This window comes from Mesorhizobium sp. M0968 (assembly GCF_040319065.1).
Taxonomy (GTDB): Bacteria; Pseudomonadota; Alphaproteobacteria; order Rhizobiales; family Rhizobiaceae; genus Mesorhizobium.
This window is the reverse complement of record NZ_JAMYNL010000009.1, coordinates 25,676-42,420: the sequence shown is the minus strand read 5'-3', so window position 1 is coordinate 42,420 and position 16,745 is coordinate 25,676. Positions and strand designations below refer to the sequence as shown.

General features: G+C 63.9%; 16 protein-coding genes and 1 pseudogene. 12 read left to right on the top strand and 5 right to left on the bottom strand.

Annotation, left to right across the window (positions count from 1 at the left end):
- Positions 1–35 precede the first annotated feature (35 nt).
- Genes NKH67_RS17825 through lpdA form a run of 3 tightly spaced genes read left to right on the top strand, consistent with a single transcriptional unit; the run spans position 36 to position 2,722 of the window.
- Positions 36–545: a hypothetical protein gene (locus NKH67_RS17825; RefSeq protein WP_352470804.1), complete on the top strand. Its 510-nt coding sequence runs from the start codon at positions 36–38 to the stop codon at positions 543–545.
- Complete coding sequence (locus NKH67_RS17820; protein ID WP_352470803.1) at positions 542–1,297, top strand: SDR family oxidoreductase; 756 nt, start codon at positions 542–544, stop codon at positions 1,295–1,297. Before NKH67_RS17825 ends, NKH67_RS17820 begins: the two co-directional genes overlap by 4 nt.
- Before the next feature lie 18 nt (positions 1,298–1,315).
- Complete coding sequence (gene lpdA, locus NKH67_RS17815) at positions 1,316–2,722, top strand: dihydrolipoyl dehydrogenase (RefSeq protein WP_352470802.1); 1,407 nt, start codon at positions 1,316–1,318, stop codon at positions 2,720–2,722.
- A gap of 913 nt (positions 2,723–3,635) precedes the next feature.
- On the opposite strand, the pseudogene NKH67_RS17810 reads toward lpdA, so the two are convergent.
- A pseudogene (locus NKH67_RS17810) lies at positions 3,636–4,702 on the bottom strand (TraB/GumN family protein).
- 85 nt (positions 4,703–4,787) lie between these two features.
- Complete coding sequence (locus tag NKH67_RS17805; protein WP_352470801.1) at positions 4,788–5,726, bottom strand: tyrosine recombinase XerC; 939 nt, start codon at positions 5,724–5,726, stop codon at positions 4,788–4,790.
- Positions 5,727–5,840: 114 nt separating this feature from the next.
- Here NKH67_RS17805 and rimM point away from each other — a divergent pair, with 114 nt between their 5' ends.
- Entirely contained in the window at positions 5,841–6,440 is a 600-nt protein-coding gene (gene rimM, locus NKH67_RS17800; RefSeq protein WP_352470800.1) for a ribosome maturation factor RimM, read from the top strand.
- Entirely contained in the window at positions 6,437–7,135 is a 699-nt protein-coding gene (trmD, locus tag NKH67_RS17795) for a tRNA (guanosine(37)-N1)-methyltransferase TrmD (protein WP_352470799.1), read from the top strand. The genes rimM and trmD overlap by 4 nt, the downstream gene beginning before the upstream one ends.
- Here the strand turns inward: trmD and NKH67_RS17790 are convergent.
- Positions 7,117–7,869 (bottom strand): sulfite exporter TauE/SafE family protein, encoded by a 753-nt coding sequence (locus NKH67_RS17790; protein WP_352500810.1) that lies wholly within the window; start codon positions 7,867–7,869, stop codon positions 7,117–7,119. The genes trmD and NKH67_RS17790 overlap by 19 nt on opposite strands.
- A 366-nt stretch (positions 7,870–8,235) precedes the next feature.
- Here NKH67_RS17790 and rplS point away from each other — a divergent pair, with 366 nt between their 5' ends.
- From rplS to leuC, 5 genes are all read left to right on the top strand, one after another.
- Positions 8,236–8,775: a 50S ribosomal protein L19 gene (rplS, locus tag NKH67_RS17785; RefSeq protein WP_254817835.1), complete on the top strand. Its 540-nt coding sequence runs from the start codon at positions 8,236–8,238 to the stop codon at positions 8,773–8,775.
- 262 nt (positions 8,776–9,037) lie between these two features.
- Complete coding sequence (locus tag NKH67_RS17780; protein WP_031212709.1) at positions 9,038–9,835, top strand: transporter substrate-binding domain-containing protein; 798 nt, start codon at positions 9,038–9,040, stop codon at positions 9,833–9,835.
- 266 nt (positions 9,836–10,101) lie between these two features.
- Positions 10,102–10,917, top strand: a complete 816-nt coding sequence (locus NKH67_RS17775; RefSeq protein ID WP_352470797.1) for an amino acid ABC transporter permease — start codon at positions 10,102–10,104, stop codon at positions 10,915–10,917.
- A gap of 52 nt (positions 10,918–10,969) precedes the next feature.
- Entirely contained in the window at positions 10,970–11,605 is a 636-nt protein-coding gene (locus NKH67_RS17770; protein ID WP_352470796.1) for a class I SAM-dependent DNA methyltransferase, read from the top strand.
- A 249-nt stretch (positions 11,606–11,854) separates the two neighbouring features.
- Positions 11,855–13,264, top strand: coding sequence for a 3-isopropylmalate dehydratase large subunit (leuC, locus tag NKH67_RS17765; protein ID WP_352470795.1), 1,410 nt, complete (start codon positions 11,855–11,857; stop codon positions 13,262–13,264).
- Positions 13,265–13,322: 58 nt separating this feature from the next.
- On the opposite strand, the gene NKH67_RS17760 is transcribed toward leuC, so the two are convergent.
- Positions 13,323–13,634 carry a hypothetical protein gene (locus tag NKH67_RS17760; RefSeq protein WP_023679773.1) on the bottom strand — a complete coding sequence of 104 codons (312 nt, stop codon included), beginning with the start codon at positions 13,632–13,634 and terminating at the stop codon, positions 13,323–13,325.
- A gap of 160 nt (positions 13,635–13,794) precedes the next feature.
- Between NKH67_RS17760 and NKH67_RS17755 the strand changes: the two genes are divergently transcribed.
- On the top strand, positions 13,795–14,991 hold the full coding sequence (locus tag NKH67_RS17755; RefSeq protein WP_352500809.1) for a GGDEF domain-containing protein: 1,197 nt from the start codon (positions 13,795–13,797) through the stop codon (positions 14,989–14,991).
- Positions 14,992–15,066: 75 nt separating this feature from the next.
- A complete protein-coding gene (locus tag NKH67_RS17750; RefSeq protein ID WP_352470793.1) occupies positions 15,067–16,287 on the top strand; it encodes a GGDEF domain-containing protein in 1,221 nt (406 codons plus the stop codon).
- Here the strand turns inward: NKH67_RS17750 and NKH67_RS17745 are convergent.
- The gene (locus NKH67_RS17745) at positions 16,271–16,630 is read right to left on the bottom strand and encodes a hypothetical protein (RefSeq protein ID WP_352450158.1); all 360 of its coding nucleotides are present in this window, start codon (positions 16,628–16,630) and stop codon (positions 16,271–16,273) included. The two genes, NKH67_RS17750 and NKH67_RS17745, sit on opposite strands and share 17 nt — an antisense overlap.
- Positions 16,631–16,745: the final 115 nt, after the last annotated feature.

Genomic DNA, 16,745 nt, shown 5'->3' with positions numbered 1-16,745 from the left:
CCGACGTGAGCCGGAGCATGGATCTGCGCCGCCGGATGAGTTCGTCTCGTTTCCGGTCCGGTTTGTTTGTCACAATCTGCGCACTCGGCGTTCAGACGGTCTCCGCGGCCCTCGCCGCCTGCCCGCTCGAGCTCGCCGTCTATGGCGATCCTGAAAACGCCGCCGAGATCGATTTCAGGCCGACCGGCGAGTCGACCGCCGTCACCAACAGCTTCAAGATGGTGCTCGACAAGGGCGTCGTGCTCGACGGCATCGTCATGTGGACCGAGAGCGCGGCGCGGCCGCATGGCTCGCTGATGTACAAATGCCCGGCCGGCGACGTCACCGGCGACGAGCTCGCCGCCTGCACCGTGTGGGAGGGCGTCATCTACACTGCCGACGACCAGGGCAATGTCGCGTTGCTGCCGGGCGAAGGAAAGGATGCGCCGAAGAAGCTGATCCTGCCCGATCTGGGAGCGTCGTTGCAGATGTCGGCGGCCTACGGCGCCAACGGCTTTTCCAAGGTGCCCTGGGACGTCTTTGCCCTGAAAGGATGTCAGGAATGAGCGCGAGCGGAAAGATCCTGCTGGTGACCGGCGGCAGCCGCGGCATCGGCGCCGCTACATGCAGGCTTGCCGCCAGGGCCGGCTATCGTATTGCGGTCAATTACATGTCGAATGCAAAAGCCGCCGAAACGGTGGTCGCCGACATCGAGGCTGCTGGCGGAGAAGCCTTTGCGGTCAAGGGCGATGTCGGCAGCGAGACGGACGTGTTGGCCATGTTCGAGGCTGTCGATGCCCGTTTCGGTCGGCTCGACGCGCTCGTCAACAATGCCGGCGTGGTCGACCAGAGCGCGCGCGTCGACGAGCTGAGCGCTGCGAGGCTGGAGCGCATGATGCGCATCAATGTGATCGCGCCGATGCTTTGCGCCCGCGAGGCGGTGAAGCGGATGTCGACCAGGCATGGCGGCAAGGGCGGTGCCATCGCCAACGTTTCTTCGATCGCGGCAAGGCTTGGCGGGCCGGGTCAATATGTCGACTACGCCGCCTCCAAGGGCGCGGTCGATTCCTTCACCGTCGGGCTTGCCCGCGAAGTGGCCGGCGAAGGCATTCGTGTCAACGCGGTCAGCCCGGGCATCATCGACACCGAAATTCATGCCTCCGGCGGTCAGCCGGATCGGGCCGAGAGAATGCGCAAGGTGGTGCCTATGCAGCGCGTCGGCACCGCCGAGGAAGTCGCAGCCGCAATTCTCTGGCTGCTGTCGGACGAGGCGTCCTACACAACCGGCGCCAATCTGGAAATCGGCGGCGGCCGCTAAAGCAAAAGGGACAGTATCATGGCCTATGACGTCGTTATCATCGGATCGGGACCAGGCGGCTATGTCTGCGCCATCAAGGCGGCGCAGCTCGGTCTGAAGACGGCGGTGGTCGAAAAGAACCCGACCTTCGGCGGTACCTGCCTCAACATCGGCTGCATCCCGTCAAAGGCGCTGCTGCATGCGTCCGAGATGTTTGCCGAGGCCGGCCATTCCTTCGAGGCGCTCGGCGTCGAGATCGGCGCGCCCAAGCTCAACCTTGGGAAGATGATGGCACACAAGGATGCGACGGTGACGGCCAACGTCAATGGCGTCGCCTTCCTGTTCAAGAAGAACAAGATCGACAGTTTTCGTGGCATCGGCAAGGTGGTTGCGGCCGGCAAGGTGTCGGTGACCTCCGATGACGGCAAGGTCGAGGAGATCGAGACCAAGAACATCGTCATCGCCACCGGCTCCGACGTCGCCGGCATTCCCGGCGTCAAGGTCGATTTCGATGAGAAGGTGATCGTCTCGTCGACCGGCGCGCTGTCGCTGGACAAGGTGCCGGGCCATCTGGTGGTGGTCGGCGGTGGTGTCATCGGTCTGGAGCTCGGCTCGGTATGGGCGCGGCTCGGCGCCAAGGTCACCGTGGTCGAGTTCCTCGACACCATCCTGGGCGGCATGGATGGCGAGGTCTCCAAGCAGTTCCAGCGCCTGCTGTCGAAGCAGGGCTTTGAATTCAGGCTGGGCGCCAAGGTGACCGGCGTCGCCAAGGCCAAGAAGGGGGCGACGGTTACCTTCGAGCCGGTCAAGGGCGGAGCAGCCGAGACGATCGAGGCGGACGCGGTGCTGATTGCGACGGGACGACGGGCCTATTCGGACGCTCTCGGGCTGAAGGAGGCAGGCGTCGACGTCGACGAGCGCGGCCGGGTCAAGACCGACGGCCATCTCAGGACCAACGTGCCCGGCATCTACGCCATCGGCGATGTCATCGCCGGGCCGATGCTTGCCCACAAGGCCGAAGACGAGGGCGTGGCGGTGGCCGAGACCATCGCCGGCCAGGCCGGTCATGTGAACTATGACGTGATTCCGAGCGTCGTCTACACCACGCCGGAAATCGCCACGATCGGCAAGACCGAAGAAGAATTGAAGAAGGCCGGCATCGACTACAAGGCCGGAAAATTCCCGTTCAGCGCCAATGGCCGCGCGCGCGCCATGCTGCACACCGACGGCTTTGTGAAAATCCTGGCCGACAAGGCCAGCGACCGTGTACTCGGCGTCCACATCGTCGGCTTCGGCGCCGGCGAGATGATCCACGAGGCGGCCGTGCTGATGGAATTTGGCGGCTCGTCGGAAGACCTAGCCCGCACCTGTCACGCCCATCCGACAATGTCGGAAGCGGTAAAGGAGGCGGCATTGGCGACGTTCTTCAAGCCGATCCATATCTGAGCGGTTGAATCGCAGGCGACGGTGGCGATTGGCGAAATAGCCAATCTCCCCCAAGTGGCCCCAAGTGGGGAGATGTCCGGCAGGACAGAGAGGGGCGCGAAGGATCACCAGACGGCTTCCATTCTCAACCGCAGATGGATTCCAGGGTCTCCGCGATGTCGCTTCGCTCCTGCTCCTCGCTGGATGACGAAGATGAAGTTGGCCCATGGCTAATCGCAGCTCAGAGCATCGACGGCTGCTCCCCAAAAAAACGGCCCGCCTTTCAGCGGACCGTTCATATATTAAATCAGCAGTCTGATTACTGAGCCGGTGCCGGCGCTGGTGCTGGTGCCGGGGCTGGCGCAGGGGCCGGAGCCGGTGTTGCCGGGGCCGGAGCCGGAGCGGGTGTTGCCGGAGCTGGCGCAGGAGCCGGTTCGGCTGGTTTCATCGGCTCGGCCGGCGCTGGGGCGGGAGCTGGTGTGCTGGCTGCGGGCGGTTCGGCAGGCGCAGGTGCCTCGCTACGTCTTCCAAAAACATAATAGGCGACAATTGCCAGGATAACGACGACCAGGGCAATCAGCCAGCCGCTGCCGCCGCCGCTTGGCCGTGCGGAGCCCGGCGAGGTGAATGGGTCGTTCGGATTGGGTGTGTTCGCCATAAAAGTGTCCTCCGTGGATGAAAAACATCAAGTAATAGCCATCAACGTACAATCGTTGAATCGGTTTCACATTAGGCGTTGAAAACGCCGAAAACAGGGCAATTCTGATCCGGAATCGCTCGCAGGCATGCATTTCCACCGCAAAATGGGTTCGATCGAGCCAAACCGAACCTTTTTCGGTTTCTTGGCACGAAGCGCGGCTGATCCGCCGGCGCGCCACGCGTAAGGGCTGATCCCGCCTCGGCAATGATTCGGTGTGCAACTCCGCCGTGTCGTTCAGTTGACGGCGGTCACCGTATAGCCGGTCTTGCGGAAACCCTCGACCAAGCCTTGCGCTCCGGGAAGGTGCATGGCGCCGACCGCCATGAAGACATTGCCGTGGGCGAGGATCGGCGCTGCACGATCGACCATCACCTTGTTGCGGCTGGTGATCATGGTCTGCTCGAATTCGGCGTAACCCGATTGGTCGTCGACCTGTTCGGGGACGACAGCCCGAAACAGCGGTACATACATGCCAGTGTCGCCACGCCGGTAAAGCACGATCATGGTTTCGTTGACGTCGTTCACCTTGTCGCCAAGCTTCAGCGTATCGACCAGCCCCTTCAGGTGAAAGGCGATCGGCAGCGAAGCCATGGCGCGCAGCTGGTCGGCGATTGTCTCCAGCCCCTCAACCGATTTGCCCGAAGCCTCGGCGTCCTTGGCAAGCTTGACGTCGAGCACCGGCGCACCGCCAGCCTGGCGGGCTACTTCGCATGCAGGTAGCGCCACCATCGCCGACAGCAACCAGGGTTTCATCTTGGCGACGGTCGCTGGCGGGCGCCACGCGCATCGAGCGCCTTGTTGACCACCGCCGCATCCTCCGGCGACAGCAGCGACGAAAGCGTCGTCTTGTCGGTGAACATCATCAGATCCGGCTCTTTCAGCATTGCTGCCATCATCTTCTGCTTGTCGAGCACTTCGGTGGTCTCGATGATGACGGTGCCAGCCGCATCGAATGCCTTCTGCGCGGCGGGTGGCAGCGTGGTGACGCGCGGGTCGGTAACGTGCATGGTGCCGAACAGGAAGGACGGTTTTTCGCCCGATTTTTCGAGCTTCCACAGCAGGCCCTTGCCGTTCGGCGTCGCTGCCGCCTCCGCCTCGATCTTGCGGTAGGCAGCCGGGTCGTCCTTTTGCAGCGCGCTCAGCATATCGCTACCGGTGCAGGCCGAAGTCTCGGCGCGTGCCTTGCCCGCCGCGAGCAGCGCGACGATGAGGAAAGAGAGGAAAAACAGGGCGTTCAGCGCGACGAGCAGCTTCAGCGACACATGGGTCGCGCGGTCGGCGATGGCGATGAGGCGTTTCATGCTGCGGTTCTAGGCGCAAAAAGCGGCAAAACGGTTAACCGGCGCATCAAAATTGTTGCGAGATGGCCACCGACACATGCATCGATCACGCACGAGGATGAGCTGCTTCGTAAATCTCGAGCAGCCTGGCGGTGTCGACGCCGGTGTATATCTGGGTTGTCGACAGGCTGGCGTGGCCGAGCAACTCCTGGATGGTGCGCAGGTCGCCGCCGCGCCCTAGCAGATGCGTGGCGAAGGAATGGCGCAGCGCATGCGGCGTCGCCGTGTCGGGCAGGTTGAGCGCCGAGCGCAGCTTGGCCATGTCGCGCTGGACGATTGCCGGGTTGAGTGGGCCGCCGCGGGCACCGCGAAACAGCAGGCCCTTGGGATCGAGATGCCAAGGGCAGAGGCGGCGGTATTCGGCAATCGCCCGCAGCGCCACCGGCAGCACCGGCACCAGCCGGGTCTTGCCACCCTTGCCGGTGACGCGCAGCACGGTATCACCAGGTGAGGAAAGATCGGCGCTCGACAGGCCGAGCGCCTCGGAAATCCGCAAACCGGACCCATAGAGCAGGGTCAGCACGGCGGCGTTGCGCGCGGCAATCCACGGCTCCTCCGCCAGTTGGCCTTCCACCGAGACGACGTGTTTTGCATCGCTTGCGGTCAGCGGCTTGGGCAGCGATTTCGGCTGCCGCGGCGCGCGCAAGGCTGTCGCACCTGCCGCATTGGCGAGGCCGCGCCTTTCCAGGAAACGCAACAGCGAGCGGATGCCGGCCAGCCCGCGCCCGAGCGTACGGGCGCCGGCGCCCTCGGCACGGCGGGCAGCGAGAAAGCCGCGCAAATCGGCGGGGCGCAGATCGGCGATGTCGGAAATGCCGGGCGAGCCGCCGCAATGGCCGGTCAGGAAATGCAGGAACTGGCGTGTGTCGCGCTCATAAGCCTCGACGGTTTCGGGCGATAGCCGGCGTTCGCGCGCCAGCATCTTCAGCCAGGCCTCGCGCGCCGCCTGCAGGTCGGGTTTTGCCGATATGAGGAATTCCTGCATTGCACTCTTCCAGTTCCCGCCATCTTCCGGCACGCGGGTTAGGAAGCGGTGAAGAGCGGCGTCATTGAAATGACGACGGGCTGGGGTTAGAGCAAAGCAAAGGATTTTCCGCAGATGAGCAAGCCGCAAAACCCCGTCCAGATGGCCGTGATCGGTGCCGCGCACGGCATCAAGGGCGAATTGCGCGTCAAGAGCTTTACCGGCGACCCGCTGGCGCTGGCCGATTACGGTCCCCTCTACGCCAGGGACGGCCGCGCCTTCCAGATCGTTGACATCAGGCCCGCCAACACCGTGGTGGTGGTGCGCTTCAAAGGCGTCAACGACCGCAATGCCGCCGAGGCGCTGGCCGGCACCGAATTGTTCGTCGATCGTTCGGTGTTGCCCGATGAGGGCGAAGAGGATGAATTCTACCATGCCGACCTCGTCGGACTGGAGGTCAAGGACGACACCGGTGCGGTCGTCGGCAAGGTCGTCGCCGTGCACAATTTCGGCGGCGGCGACATTCTCGACGTGACGCTGGCGGGGCGCAAGAGCGTGCTCATCCCGTTCACTCAGGCCGCCGTTCCGGAAGTGTCGATCGCCGGCGGCTTTGTCCGCGTTGATCCAGCCGCCGCAGGTTTGGTCGAGGATGAGGACGGCGAGCCTCCCGCTGACGACGGTTTCGACCCCAGGGGCAGGCCGCGCGGGCCGAGGGACGCCGGAGGCAACCGGTGAGTTTTTCGGCTTCGGTGCTGACGCTCTATCCCGAGATGTTTCCCGGCGCGCTTGGCCTGTCGCTGGCCGGCCGCGCCCTCGAGACCGGCATTTGGTCGCTCGAAACGATCCAGATCCGCGACTTTGCCAGCGATCGTCACCGTACCGTCGATGACACGCCGGCCGGCGGCGGCGCCGGCATGGTGATGCGGGCAGACGTGCTGGCCAGCGCCATTGACCATGCCTCGCCGGCAGCCGATCCACGTCCGCGCCTGCTGATGAGCCCGCGCGGCAAGCCGCTGAACCAGGCACGCGTGCGCGAACTCGCCGCTGGGCCGGGTGCCGTGATCGTCTGCGGCCGCTTCGAAGGCGTCGACCAGCGGGTCATTGAGGCGCGCGGCCTCGAAGAAGTTTCGATCGGCGACTTCATCCTGTCCGGCGGCGAGCCGGCGGCACTCGTGCTGCTCGACGCCGTGGTGCGCCTGCTGCCCGGCGTCATGGGCAATGCGGTATCGGGCGAGGAAGAGAGCTTTGAAAACGGCCTGCTCGAACATCCGCATTACACACGGCCGCAGGAATTCGAGGGGCGGCCGATCCCCGAAGTGCTGATTTCGGGCAATCACAGGAAGATCGCGGCGTGGCGGCGGGCCGAAGCGGAGAGGCTGACGAAGGAGCGACGACCGGATCTTTCAGCCGCTCAGCCCTTATCGAAATAGTAGAAAGCCAGGAACAGGCCGACGGCGATGACGAAGCCGCGCACCGCGTTCTGCGGCACGCGCCTGGCGATCCAGACGCCGGCATAGCCGCCCAGCGCGCCACCCGGGATCATGATGATCGCCTGCAGCCAGGCAATGACGCCGCCCGAGACGAAGACGAGGATGGCAACCGCAGCGATGACTACGGCCAGCATGTTCTTCAGTGCGTTCAGCCGGTGATAGTCGCCGGACTGGGTGAGACCGAGCGTCGCCAGCATCATGACGCCCATGCCGGCGCCGAAGAAGCCGCCATAGACGGCGGTGGCGAACTGCGCCAGCGACCCGACCAGCGAACCTACCGCGGCCTCATGCCCCGGCTTGGGCGCCGGCTTCAGCCATGGCCCGGCAGCGAACAATGCGGTTGCCGCCAGCAGCAGCCACGGCACCAAGGCGCGGAACGACGGGTTGTCGAGCCCTAGAAGGATGAGCGCGCCAGACAGCGCACCGAGAGCCGAAATGAGGCTGAGCAGCAGTGCGCCACGCCAGAAATGCTTGATGTCGTGCCAATAGGCGAGCGTCGAGGTGATGTAGCCAGGAAATTGCGTCACCGACGATGTCGCATTGGCGACGATCGGCGGCAGGCCGGCCAGGGTCATGGCGCCAAAGGTTATGAACGTGCCGCCGCCGGCAACGGCATTGACCGCGCCTGATAGAAAGCCGGCGAGAAAGAGCAGGACCGCGTCCAAGATTGGCATGAGGGTGTCGTCGCTGGAGGAAAATGCTTATCTTCCGGCTTAGGAAGCTTGACGCGCGGGCGCAACCCCCTGGACCACAAGCGATCACGGGATTGCCACAGCGGCCTCAGCCAAAAAGAAACAGCGCCAAAAAAGAAACAGCGAAGGCGTGACAAAGCGCCGAAATAGCTGTATGTGCGCGCCGAACCGGAAGAAAATATGCCAAGAGCGATCTTCTGGCCCGTCAACAATGACGGTGTAGTCGCCCCTGCCCGATGTTCTCGAACAGAAGTTCTCGAACGAAGGGCATAGCCGAGCGGTCGATGCGACTGCAAGGCGAGTGTCGGACGCTCTGACTGTCGGAAGAACAAGAAGTGGATTATTGAGATGGACATCCTCCGTCAGCTCGAGGCCGAGCAGGCCGCCAAGATCGAAGCCAAGCGCAAGCTCCCCGAATTCCAGCCCGGCGATACCGTGCGCGTCCAGGTCCGTGTGACCGAAGGCACCCGCACCCGCGTCCAGGCCTATGAGGGCGTCGTCATCGCCCGCGCCGGCGCCGGCTTCCAGGAAAACTTCACCGTCCGCAAGATCTCCTACGGCGAAGGCGTGGAGCGGGTGTTCCCGGTCTATTCACCGATGGTCGAAGGCGTCGAGATCGTGCGCCGCGGCAAGGTGCGTCGCGCCAAGCTGTACTATTTGCGTGACCGTCGCGGCAAATCGGCCCGCATTTCGGAAAACACCGGCGTGCGCGCCCGCAAGCTGAACGACGAAGAGCGCGATGCGCTGAACGCCGAGAAGGCGCGCATCGAGGCCGAGAAAGTGGCCGCCGCCCAGGCGCTGGCCGCCGAGAAGGCCGCGCAGGACGCCGCCGAGAAAAAGGCCGCCGACGAGGCCGCCAAGGCCGCGGAAGCAGCTGCCGCCGAATAAGGCTCTTCAAGAACGTATTTTCGGAAAGGCGGCTTCGGCCGCCTTTTTGTTTCGCGAGGCGGATTCTATTTTGCCGGGCTGCATCGGCCGCAATCGATACGGATCGTTCCGTAATGCCGCCGTTGAAAGCATTGAAATCCATTTTCGTGCCGAACGCCGCATCGGAGCGGCTTGCAAGGCGCCGGCGGAAAGCTAAAGTCGGCGCCGGATTTCCTGCATGCCTCGGCCGATCGAGGCGGTTCAGTTCCTGGGGAGCATCGTCATGATCAATTCGAAACTGCTGCTGGCCGGCCTGCTGGCTTGCCTTCTCGTGCCTGTCGCGGCTCTGGCGCAGGCGCTGCCCGACCTCGGGGGCAAGAAAGTGGTGGTGGTGACCGAAAACGCCTATCCGCCGCTGCAGTTCATCGATGCCAAGACCGGCAAGCAGATCGGTTGGGAATATGACGCGATGAACGAGATCGCCAAACGGCTGAATTTCAAGGTCGAGTACCAGAATACCTCCTGGGACGCGATGATCCAGGCGGTTTCCGACAATCAGTACAACATCGGCATGACCGGCATCACCATCAAGGACGACCGCAAGCAGAAGGTCGATTTCTCCGATCCGTATATGCGCTCGGAACAGTTCATGCTGGTGCGCGGCGACGAGAAGCGCTTCACCGATGCAAAGACGTTCGCCGCCTTCAAGGACGGGCTGATCGGCGCGCAGGCCGGCACCACGCCCTTCTACACCGCCGTCTACAGCGTGCTCGACGGCAACGAGCAGAACCCGCGCATCAAGCTGTTCGAGACATTCGGCGCGACGGTGCAGGCGCTGAAGGCCGGCGACGTCGACGTCGTGCTCACCGACGGCACTGCCGGCAAGGGCTATGTCGATGCGTCCAATGGCGGCCTTAAGCTGATCGGCGGCCCACTCGGCACCGAGGATTTCGGCTTCATCTTCCCCAAGGGCTCCGACCTGGTGAAGCCGGTCAACGCGGCAATCGCCGCGCTCAAGGCCGACGGTACGCTCGACGCGCTCAACAAGAAGTGGTTCCTTGATTACAAGATGGGGCAGTAGGCCCGCTTGTTGCGCGCATTTCATGACGATTGTGCGCGGGAACTCGCGCTGACTCTGCGCTCGTACACCCCCCTCTGTCCTGCCGGACATCTCCCCCTCAAGGGGGGAGATCGGATTTCGCATCGGCTTTCGCCAATTTTCAGTGTTGCAGAACGGGCCGCGAGGTCAAAGCTGCCGATCTCCCCCCTTGAGGGGGAGATGGCCGGCAGGCCAGAGGGGGGTGTGACAGAACGCTGCCTTCGTGACTCTGTTATCGGTACCGCTTGATGCCGTCGGCGCCTCTCGCCTCAGCCAAATCCGACTTCCCGTGGTGGCTTGCCGTGGCCGTGGCGATCGCCTTGGCCGCCGCCATCTTCATCGCTGCCAGCGACGTCTATGCCCAGGTCTTCGCAACCGTCGCCAAGGGCATCGGCGTCACCATCTTCGTCACGGTGGTCGCCTTCGCGCTGGCTTGCGCGATCGGCCTCGGCGTCGCGCTGATGGGCCTGTCGGGCTCACGCTGGCTCAGCCAGATCGCCCGCTTGTACGTCGAGATCATCCGCGGCGTGCCGATGCTGGTGCTGTTGTTCTGGATCGCCTTTGCCGGCGCGCCGGCCTTCGTCGCGGCATGGAACGCGCTGATGGCGCCGCTGCAAAGCGCCGGCCTCTTCGGTGAGCTGCTGGTACGCGACGTGTCGTTGCTTTGGCGCGCCGTCATGGCGCTGACCATCGGCTATTCGGCCTTCATCTCGGAGGTGTTCCGCGCCGGTATCCAGGCGGTCGAGAAGGGGCAGATCGAAGCGGCCAAGGCGCTCGGGCTGACGCGCACCCAGCGCTTCCGGCTGGTCATCTTTCCGCAGGCGATCCGCACTATCCTGCCGCCGCTCGGCAATGATTTCGTCGCCATGGTCAAGGATTCCTCGCTGGTCTCGGTGCTCGGCGTCGCCGACATCACCCAGATGGGCAAGATCTACGCCGCCGGCTCGTTCCGCTTCTTCGAAACCTATTCGATCGTCGCCTATATCTATCTCATCCTGACCGTCGGCCTGTCGTTGGCCTTGCGGGCGCTGGAGAAGCGGCTGCGCCACCAGCATGGGGAATAGAAGGCAGGCGAAAACGGCGCTACCATCGAGCGGACGCGACCGGGGAGGACCCATGATCATCGACAAGGCCAATGCGGCGCTGGAAGCGGTCTATACGGCCGACACGCCCGAGACGCTCGCCAAGGCCTATGCGCAATGGGCCGCGACCTATGACGGCGAAACCGCGGCGCTCGGCTATCTCCTGCCGTTCCTGATCACCGCCTGGGTGGCGCGCCATGTGCCGCCGGGCGAAGGGCCGGTGCTCGACGCCGGTTGCGGCACCGGCCTGTCGGGGCCGTCGCTCAAGGCACTCGGCTACCACGATATTGCCGGGCTCGACCTGTCGCAGGACATGCTGAAAATCGCCGGCAGCCGGCAGGCCTACAGCGAGCTGAAACAGGCGATGCTCGGCGGGCCATTGCCTTGGGCGGACGGGTATTTCCGCGCCTTTTTCTCGACCGGCGTGTTCACCATCAGCCACGCACCGGCGTCGGGCCTGCATGAACTGATACGCATCACCAGGACGGGCGGCCACGCCATCTTCACGGTCCGCGACCAGGTGTTTGAAAGCGGCGGGTTCAAGGCCGTGTTTGGCGAACTGGAGCAGGCGAAAAAATGGCGGCCGGTCGAGGAGAGCCCGTGGTTCCGCTGCTATGCAATCGCCGAGCCCGACGCGCTGGTGAAGACGTTTGTGTTCAAGGTGCTGTGAAGCGCCTGCGAAGGCAGACGCGATTGCTGAAAAGCCAAAACATTGATATGAGCAGCGCCATGGAAGAGCTTTTTGGCGATCCGGCCTATAAAGGTTTCGTGCTGCAGGACAGGAAACGCCTGCCGTCGCGATTTTCCGCGCGCGTTTCCGGCGCTCTGACCAGCCGACTTCGCTAGGGCAGACTCGCCAGGCTGCTTCGCCGGGCCGATCGGCGTCCTTTTCCCTTTTTAAATCGACGGATTTACGCACATGAGCGCACCGCGCACCCTCTACGACAAGATTTTCGACGACCATGTCGTCGACCGCCAGGACGACGGCACCTGCCTGCTCTATATCGACCGCCATCTGGTCCACGAAGTCACCAGCCCGCAGGCTTTCGAAGGCCTGCGCATGACCGGCCGCAAGGTTCGGCATCCGGAAAAGACGCTGGCCGTGGTCGACCACAATGTGTCGACCTCGCCCGAGCGCAAGTTCGGCATCAAGAACGAGGAAAGCCGCATCCAGGTCGAGGCGCTGGCCAAGAACGCCAAGGATTTCGGTATCGAATATTATTCCGAGAAGGATATCCGCCAGGGCATCGTCCACATCATCGGTCCCGAGCAAGGCTTTACGCTGCCCGGCATGACCATCGTCTGCGGCGACAGCCACACCTCGACGCATGGCGCGTTCGGGGCGCTGGCGCATGGCATCGGCACCTCGGAAGTCGAGCATGTGCTGGCGACGCAGACGCTGATTCAGCGCAAGGCCAAGAACATGCTGGTGCGCGTCGACGGCGCACTGCCGGAAGGCGTCACCGCCAAGGACATCATCCTTGCCATCATCGGCGAGATCGGCACGGCCGGCGGCACCGGCTATGTCATCGAATATGCCGGCGAGGCAATCCGTGCGCTGTCGATGGAAGGCCGCATGACGATCTGCAACATGTCGATCGAAGCCGGCGCGCGCGCCGGCCTGATCGCGCCCGACGAGACCACCTTCGCCTATGTCAAGGACAAGCCGCGCGCCCCCAAGGGCGAAGCCTGGGACGCCGCGCTCGCCTACTGGAAGACGCTGCAGTCCGACGAAGGCGCGCATTTCAACAAGGTGGTCGTGCTCGACGCGGCAAAGCTGCCGCCGATCGTCTCCTGGGGCTCCTCGCCCGAGGACGTGGTCTCGGTGCAAGGCATCGTGCCGAACCCGGACGACATCACTGATGAGAACAAGCGCACCTCCAAGCAGCGCGCACTCGACTATATGGGCCTGAAGCCGGGCACCAAGATCACCGATATCGAACTCGATCGCGTCTTCATCGGCTCCTGCACCAATGGCCGCATCGAGGATCTGCGCGCCGCCGCCAAGGTGATCGAGGGCAGACAAGTCAATCCGCGGGTCAGTGCGATGATCGTGCCGGGCTCCGGCCTGGTCAAGGAACAGGCAGAGGCCGAAGGCCTCGACAAGATCTTTGTCGCCGCCGGCTTTGACTGGCGTGAGCCGGGCTGCTCGATGTGCCTTGCCATGAACGACGACCGGCTGAAGCCGCATGAGCGCTGCGCCTCGACCTCGAATCGCAATTTCGAGGGGCGCCAAGGCTTCAAGGGCCGGACGCATCTGGTGTCGCCGGCAATGGCCGCGGCGGCGGCGATCGCCGGCCATTTCGTCGACATCCGCGAGTGGAAATAGGGCAGGCGCGCGCAGTCGGATATGAGGAGCCCGAGCCGCAATGCGGTTCGGGCATTCTTCAGTCGGGCCGCCTGACGAATTCGTGGAATCCCTCACGGCGGCCGGGTTGGTCCTTTGCGACGACCAGCGCCAGTTGGCGCTCGTCGAAGAGTTTGAACCATTCGTCCCATTCGACCAGTTCGTAGCCGCCGGCATTGACCGGGCGTTCGGCCTCATCCTGGTCCTGGTAGGCATGCTGGCCGAAGACCAGCCTCAGCATGGGCTGCGTTCCGGCTTCGGGCGACACGTCGACGATCGCCGGAAAGCCGGCGCGTGCCGCGGCCCATGAGCGAATTGCATCGTGATCGGTCAGCATGATCGTGTCGGCCATCGGAGCGTCTCCTGGTTGCCGTCGTGAAACGCCGCTCGCCGTTCGCGGTTCCGCCCAGCGGCTTTGTCGACGCACCTGTCGTATATTCGCTTTCGCTTAACCGCTTGTTTGGGCTTCCGCTCTAAGGTCCTCCAAGGGAAGCGAGGGGAAATTACAGCGCTTGGACACCGGCCTGCTCATAGCGCTGCTCAATCCAGGCATCGCCCTCACACTCGGCGCGGCATTTCTCGTGCTGTGGTTCTATCAGCGCCACCGTCCCTATCTGGCTGTGCTGGCGGCGGGCTACTCGGCCTCGGCCGCAGGCTTCCTGCTCCAGCATTTCACGCTGCCGGTCGGCATGGCGCCGACCAAGCTCATCTCGATCCTGTGCTTCACCTTCGCCACCTGCTGTCTCGCCGGCGCGGTCATTGCGCGCTATGGGCGGCGCGTGCCTTACCCGGCGGTCGGCATTCTGGCCTGCGGCGGCCTGGCCGCGTTCTCGTGGTTTCTTTTTGCCCGGCCGGATCTCACCTGGCGCATCCTTGCCATCAATTTCAGCTTCGGCGGCATCAGCCTGGTTGTCGCCGCCGAGTTGCGCGTGGTGCGCAACAACGGCCCGACGGAAATGATCCTGTTCGTGCTGTCGCTGCTTTCCGGCCTGAACTTCCTGGGGCGGACGCTTGCCGTCGTCATCGCGCATGGGCCGTTCACCAGCTATGAAGGGCTTTACTCCTCGTCCTACTGGACGACGGCTCTGCTGTCGCATGCATTGCTGTCGCTGCTTATTGCGCTTTGCCTGTTCGGCGCCGCCGCGCTCGATGTGATGAAGGCCCTGAAGACCGAAACCCTGACAGACCCGCTGTCGGGCCTGCTCAACCGCCGCGGCTTCGAGGAGCGCGCCATGCTGGTCCTGCAGCACTGTGCCACGGCGCAATTGCCGGTTGCGCTGGTGCTTGCCGATCTCGATCATTTCAAGGCGCTCAACGATCAGCATGGCCACGCGGCCGGCGATCGCGTCATCGCCGACTTCGCTGCCAAGCTTCTGTGGGCTGCAGGTACGCGCGGCGTTGCCGGCCGTATCGGCGGCGAAGAGTTCGCCGTGCTGTTGCCGCTCAGCGACCTTGGCGCGGCAAGACTGTTTGCCGAAGCCATTCGCACGGTCTATTCGGCGGGCAGAATCGACGGACTTCCGCCCGACACAAGAGTGACCGCGAGCTTCGGCGTGGCCGCCCGCACCAGCGACGAAGGGCTGGACCCGCTGATGCGCCGCGCCGACGAAGCGCTCTACAAAGCCAAAAGGAGTGGCCGCGACAGCGTATACCTGTCCTATCAGCGGCCTGAAACGGTCGTCCTTCCCAATAGGACCAGTGCTGGCTGAGCGTCAGCGACGGCTTCGAATTAACGTCTTTTTCGCGCGTTGGTGATTTGCTGTTCGGGGGAGTGCCAAAACGCCATGGGCAGCGCTAATTTCATCCTGCTGATCAACCTGTTCGTTGCCGGGCTGCTGGCGGCGGCCTTCATGACGATCGCGGTCTATGACGCCGGCCGGGTGTCGGCACGCTGGCTGGCGTTCGGCTATGTGCTCGGCACGGCTTATTTCGCGATCGAGTTCAGCATTCCTGCCTTCGACAATGCGCGCCCCGTGGTTGTCGCCGCCTTTGCCGCCTTCCTTGGCGCTACCGTCGCCTTCAATGGCGGGCTTGCCCATAAATACCGCGTTTCGCCGCCTTGGCCGCCGATGCTGTTCTTCCTGGTCTTCGCCACCCTCGCGGTCTACTTCGTGCAGGACCTGCCACGCCAATCGTTCGTGCGAATGGCGGCCTACCAGCTTCCCTATGCGGCCATGCAGTTCACCGGGCTGGCGATCGTCTTGTCGTCCAGGCAAAGACGCGAGCGGCTCGACTATATGCTGATGGCTGTCCTTGCGGCCAGCACCTTGCAGTTCGCCAGCAAACCCTTCATCGCCCATGCGCTTGGTGGCTGGGGCGCCAACCCGCAATCTTATGCGCAGACCAGCTATGCGTTGGTGTCGCAGTCGGTCGGCACCGTGTTCGGCCTGGCGCTTGCGCTGGTGACATTGGCTATCCTGGTCCGCGACGTGCTCGCCGAGGCGACGTCGAAATCGGAAACCGACACGCTTTCGCGGCTGCTCAACCGTGGGGGCTTCGAGCGCCATGCCGAGATCGCACTGCGTGACGCCATGCGGCGCGCCGTTCCAGCGGCACTGGTCATTGCCGATCTCGACCATTTCAAGCGCATCAACGATACTTACGGCCACGCGTCGGGCGATCGGGTCATCGAGACCTTTGCCGGTTTTCTCCGCGATGCCGCGGCCGACCATCATGTCGCCGGCCGCATCGGCGGCGAGGAATTCGCGATTTTCCTGCCGGGGACCAATCTAGCCGCCGCCCGGCTCTTTGCCGAGGGCACGCGGAGCGCCTTCGGTGCCACGCCGATCGACTGCCTGCCCGCGGATCACCGCTGCAGCGCCAGCTTCGGCGTTGCCGAGCTTGGTCCGGGCGAAAGCTTTTCCGACCTGTTGCGGCGCGCCGACAAAGCGCTCTATCAGGCGAAGGGCAGCGGTCGCGATTGCGTGCGTGTCTCGGTGGGGCCGGCTGTTGCCCTGCCGGCGCCGTCAACCAAGGGCGGCGTGGCCGTCAGCGGCAGGGGCTGAGCTCCGGCATTTCGCCGTCGGAGAGGCCGTACATATAGCTGCGGCCCTTGACGAAAACCGGCGGCCTATAGCAGTCGCCGCCGCGGACATCGTCCGATTCGTTTTCGTAGATCACGTCGGGCTGGCCGGCGCTGGTGTAGTCGGACAATTCCTTGGCCAGCTTGCCCTCGCCAACGAGGATACGCTTGTAGCCGGCGGCGCTGTCGATGACGAGATTGCCGAAGGAATCGGCATAGACGCGGTCATGATGGCGCGTCCCGGCGAATGCCGGTGCGACGACGCCGACGGCGAGCGCCGCCAATAGGAACCAGGGAAGGCGCGATCCTGCTGAATTCGAATGCATGGCGTGCTGCTCCAGTTGCTGAGAGGCAAGCCTCCTCGAATCAGAAATTAACCTTTTATTAACCTTTGTTAAGAGGGCAACCGCAGCACGGGCGAGGTCTCGGAAAATATGGTTA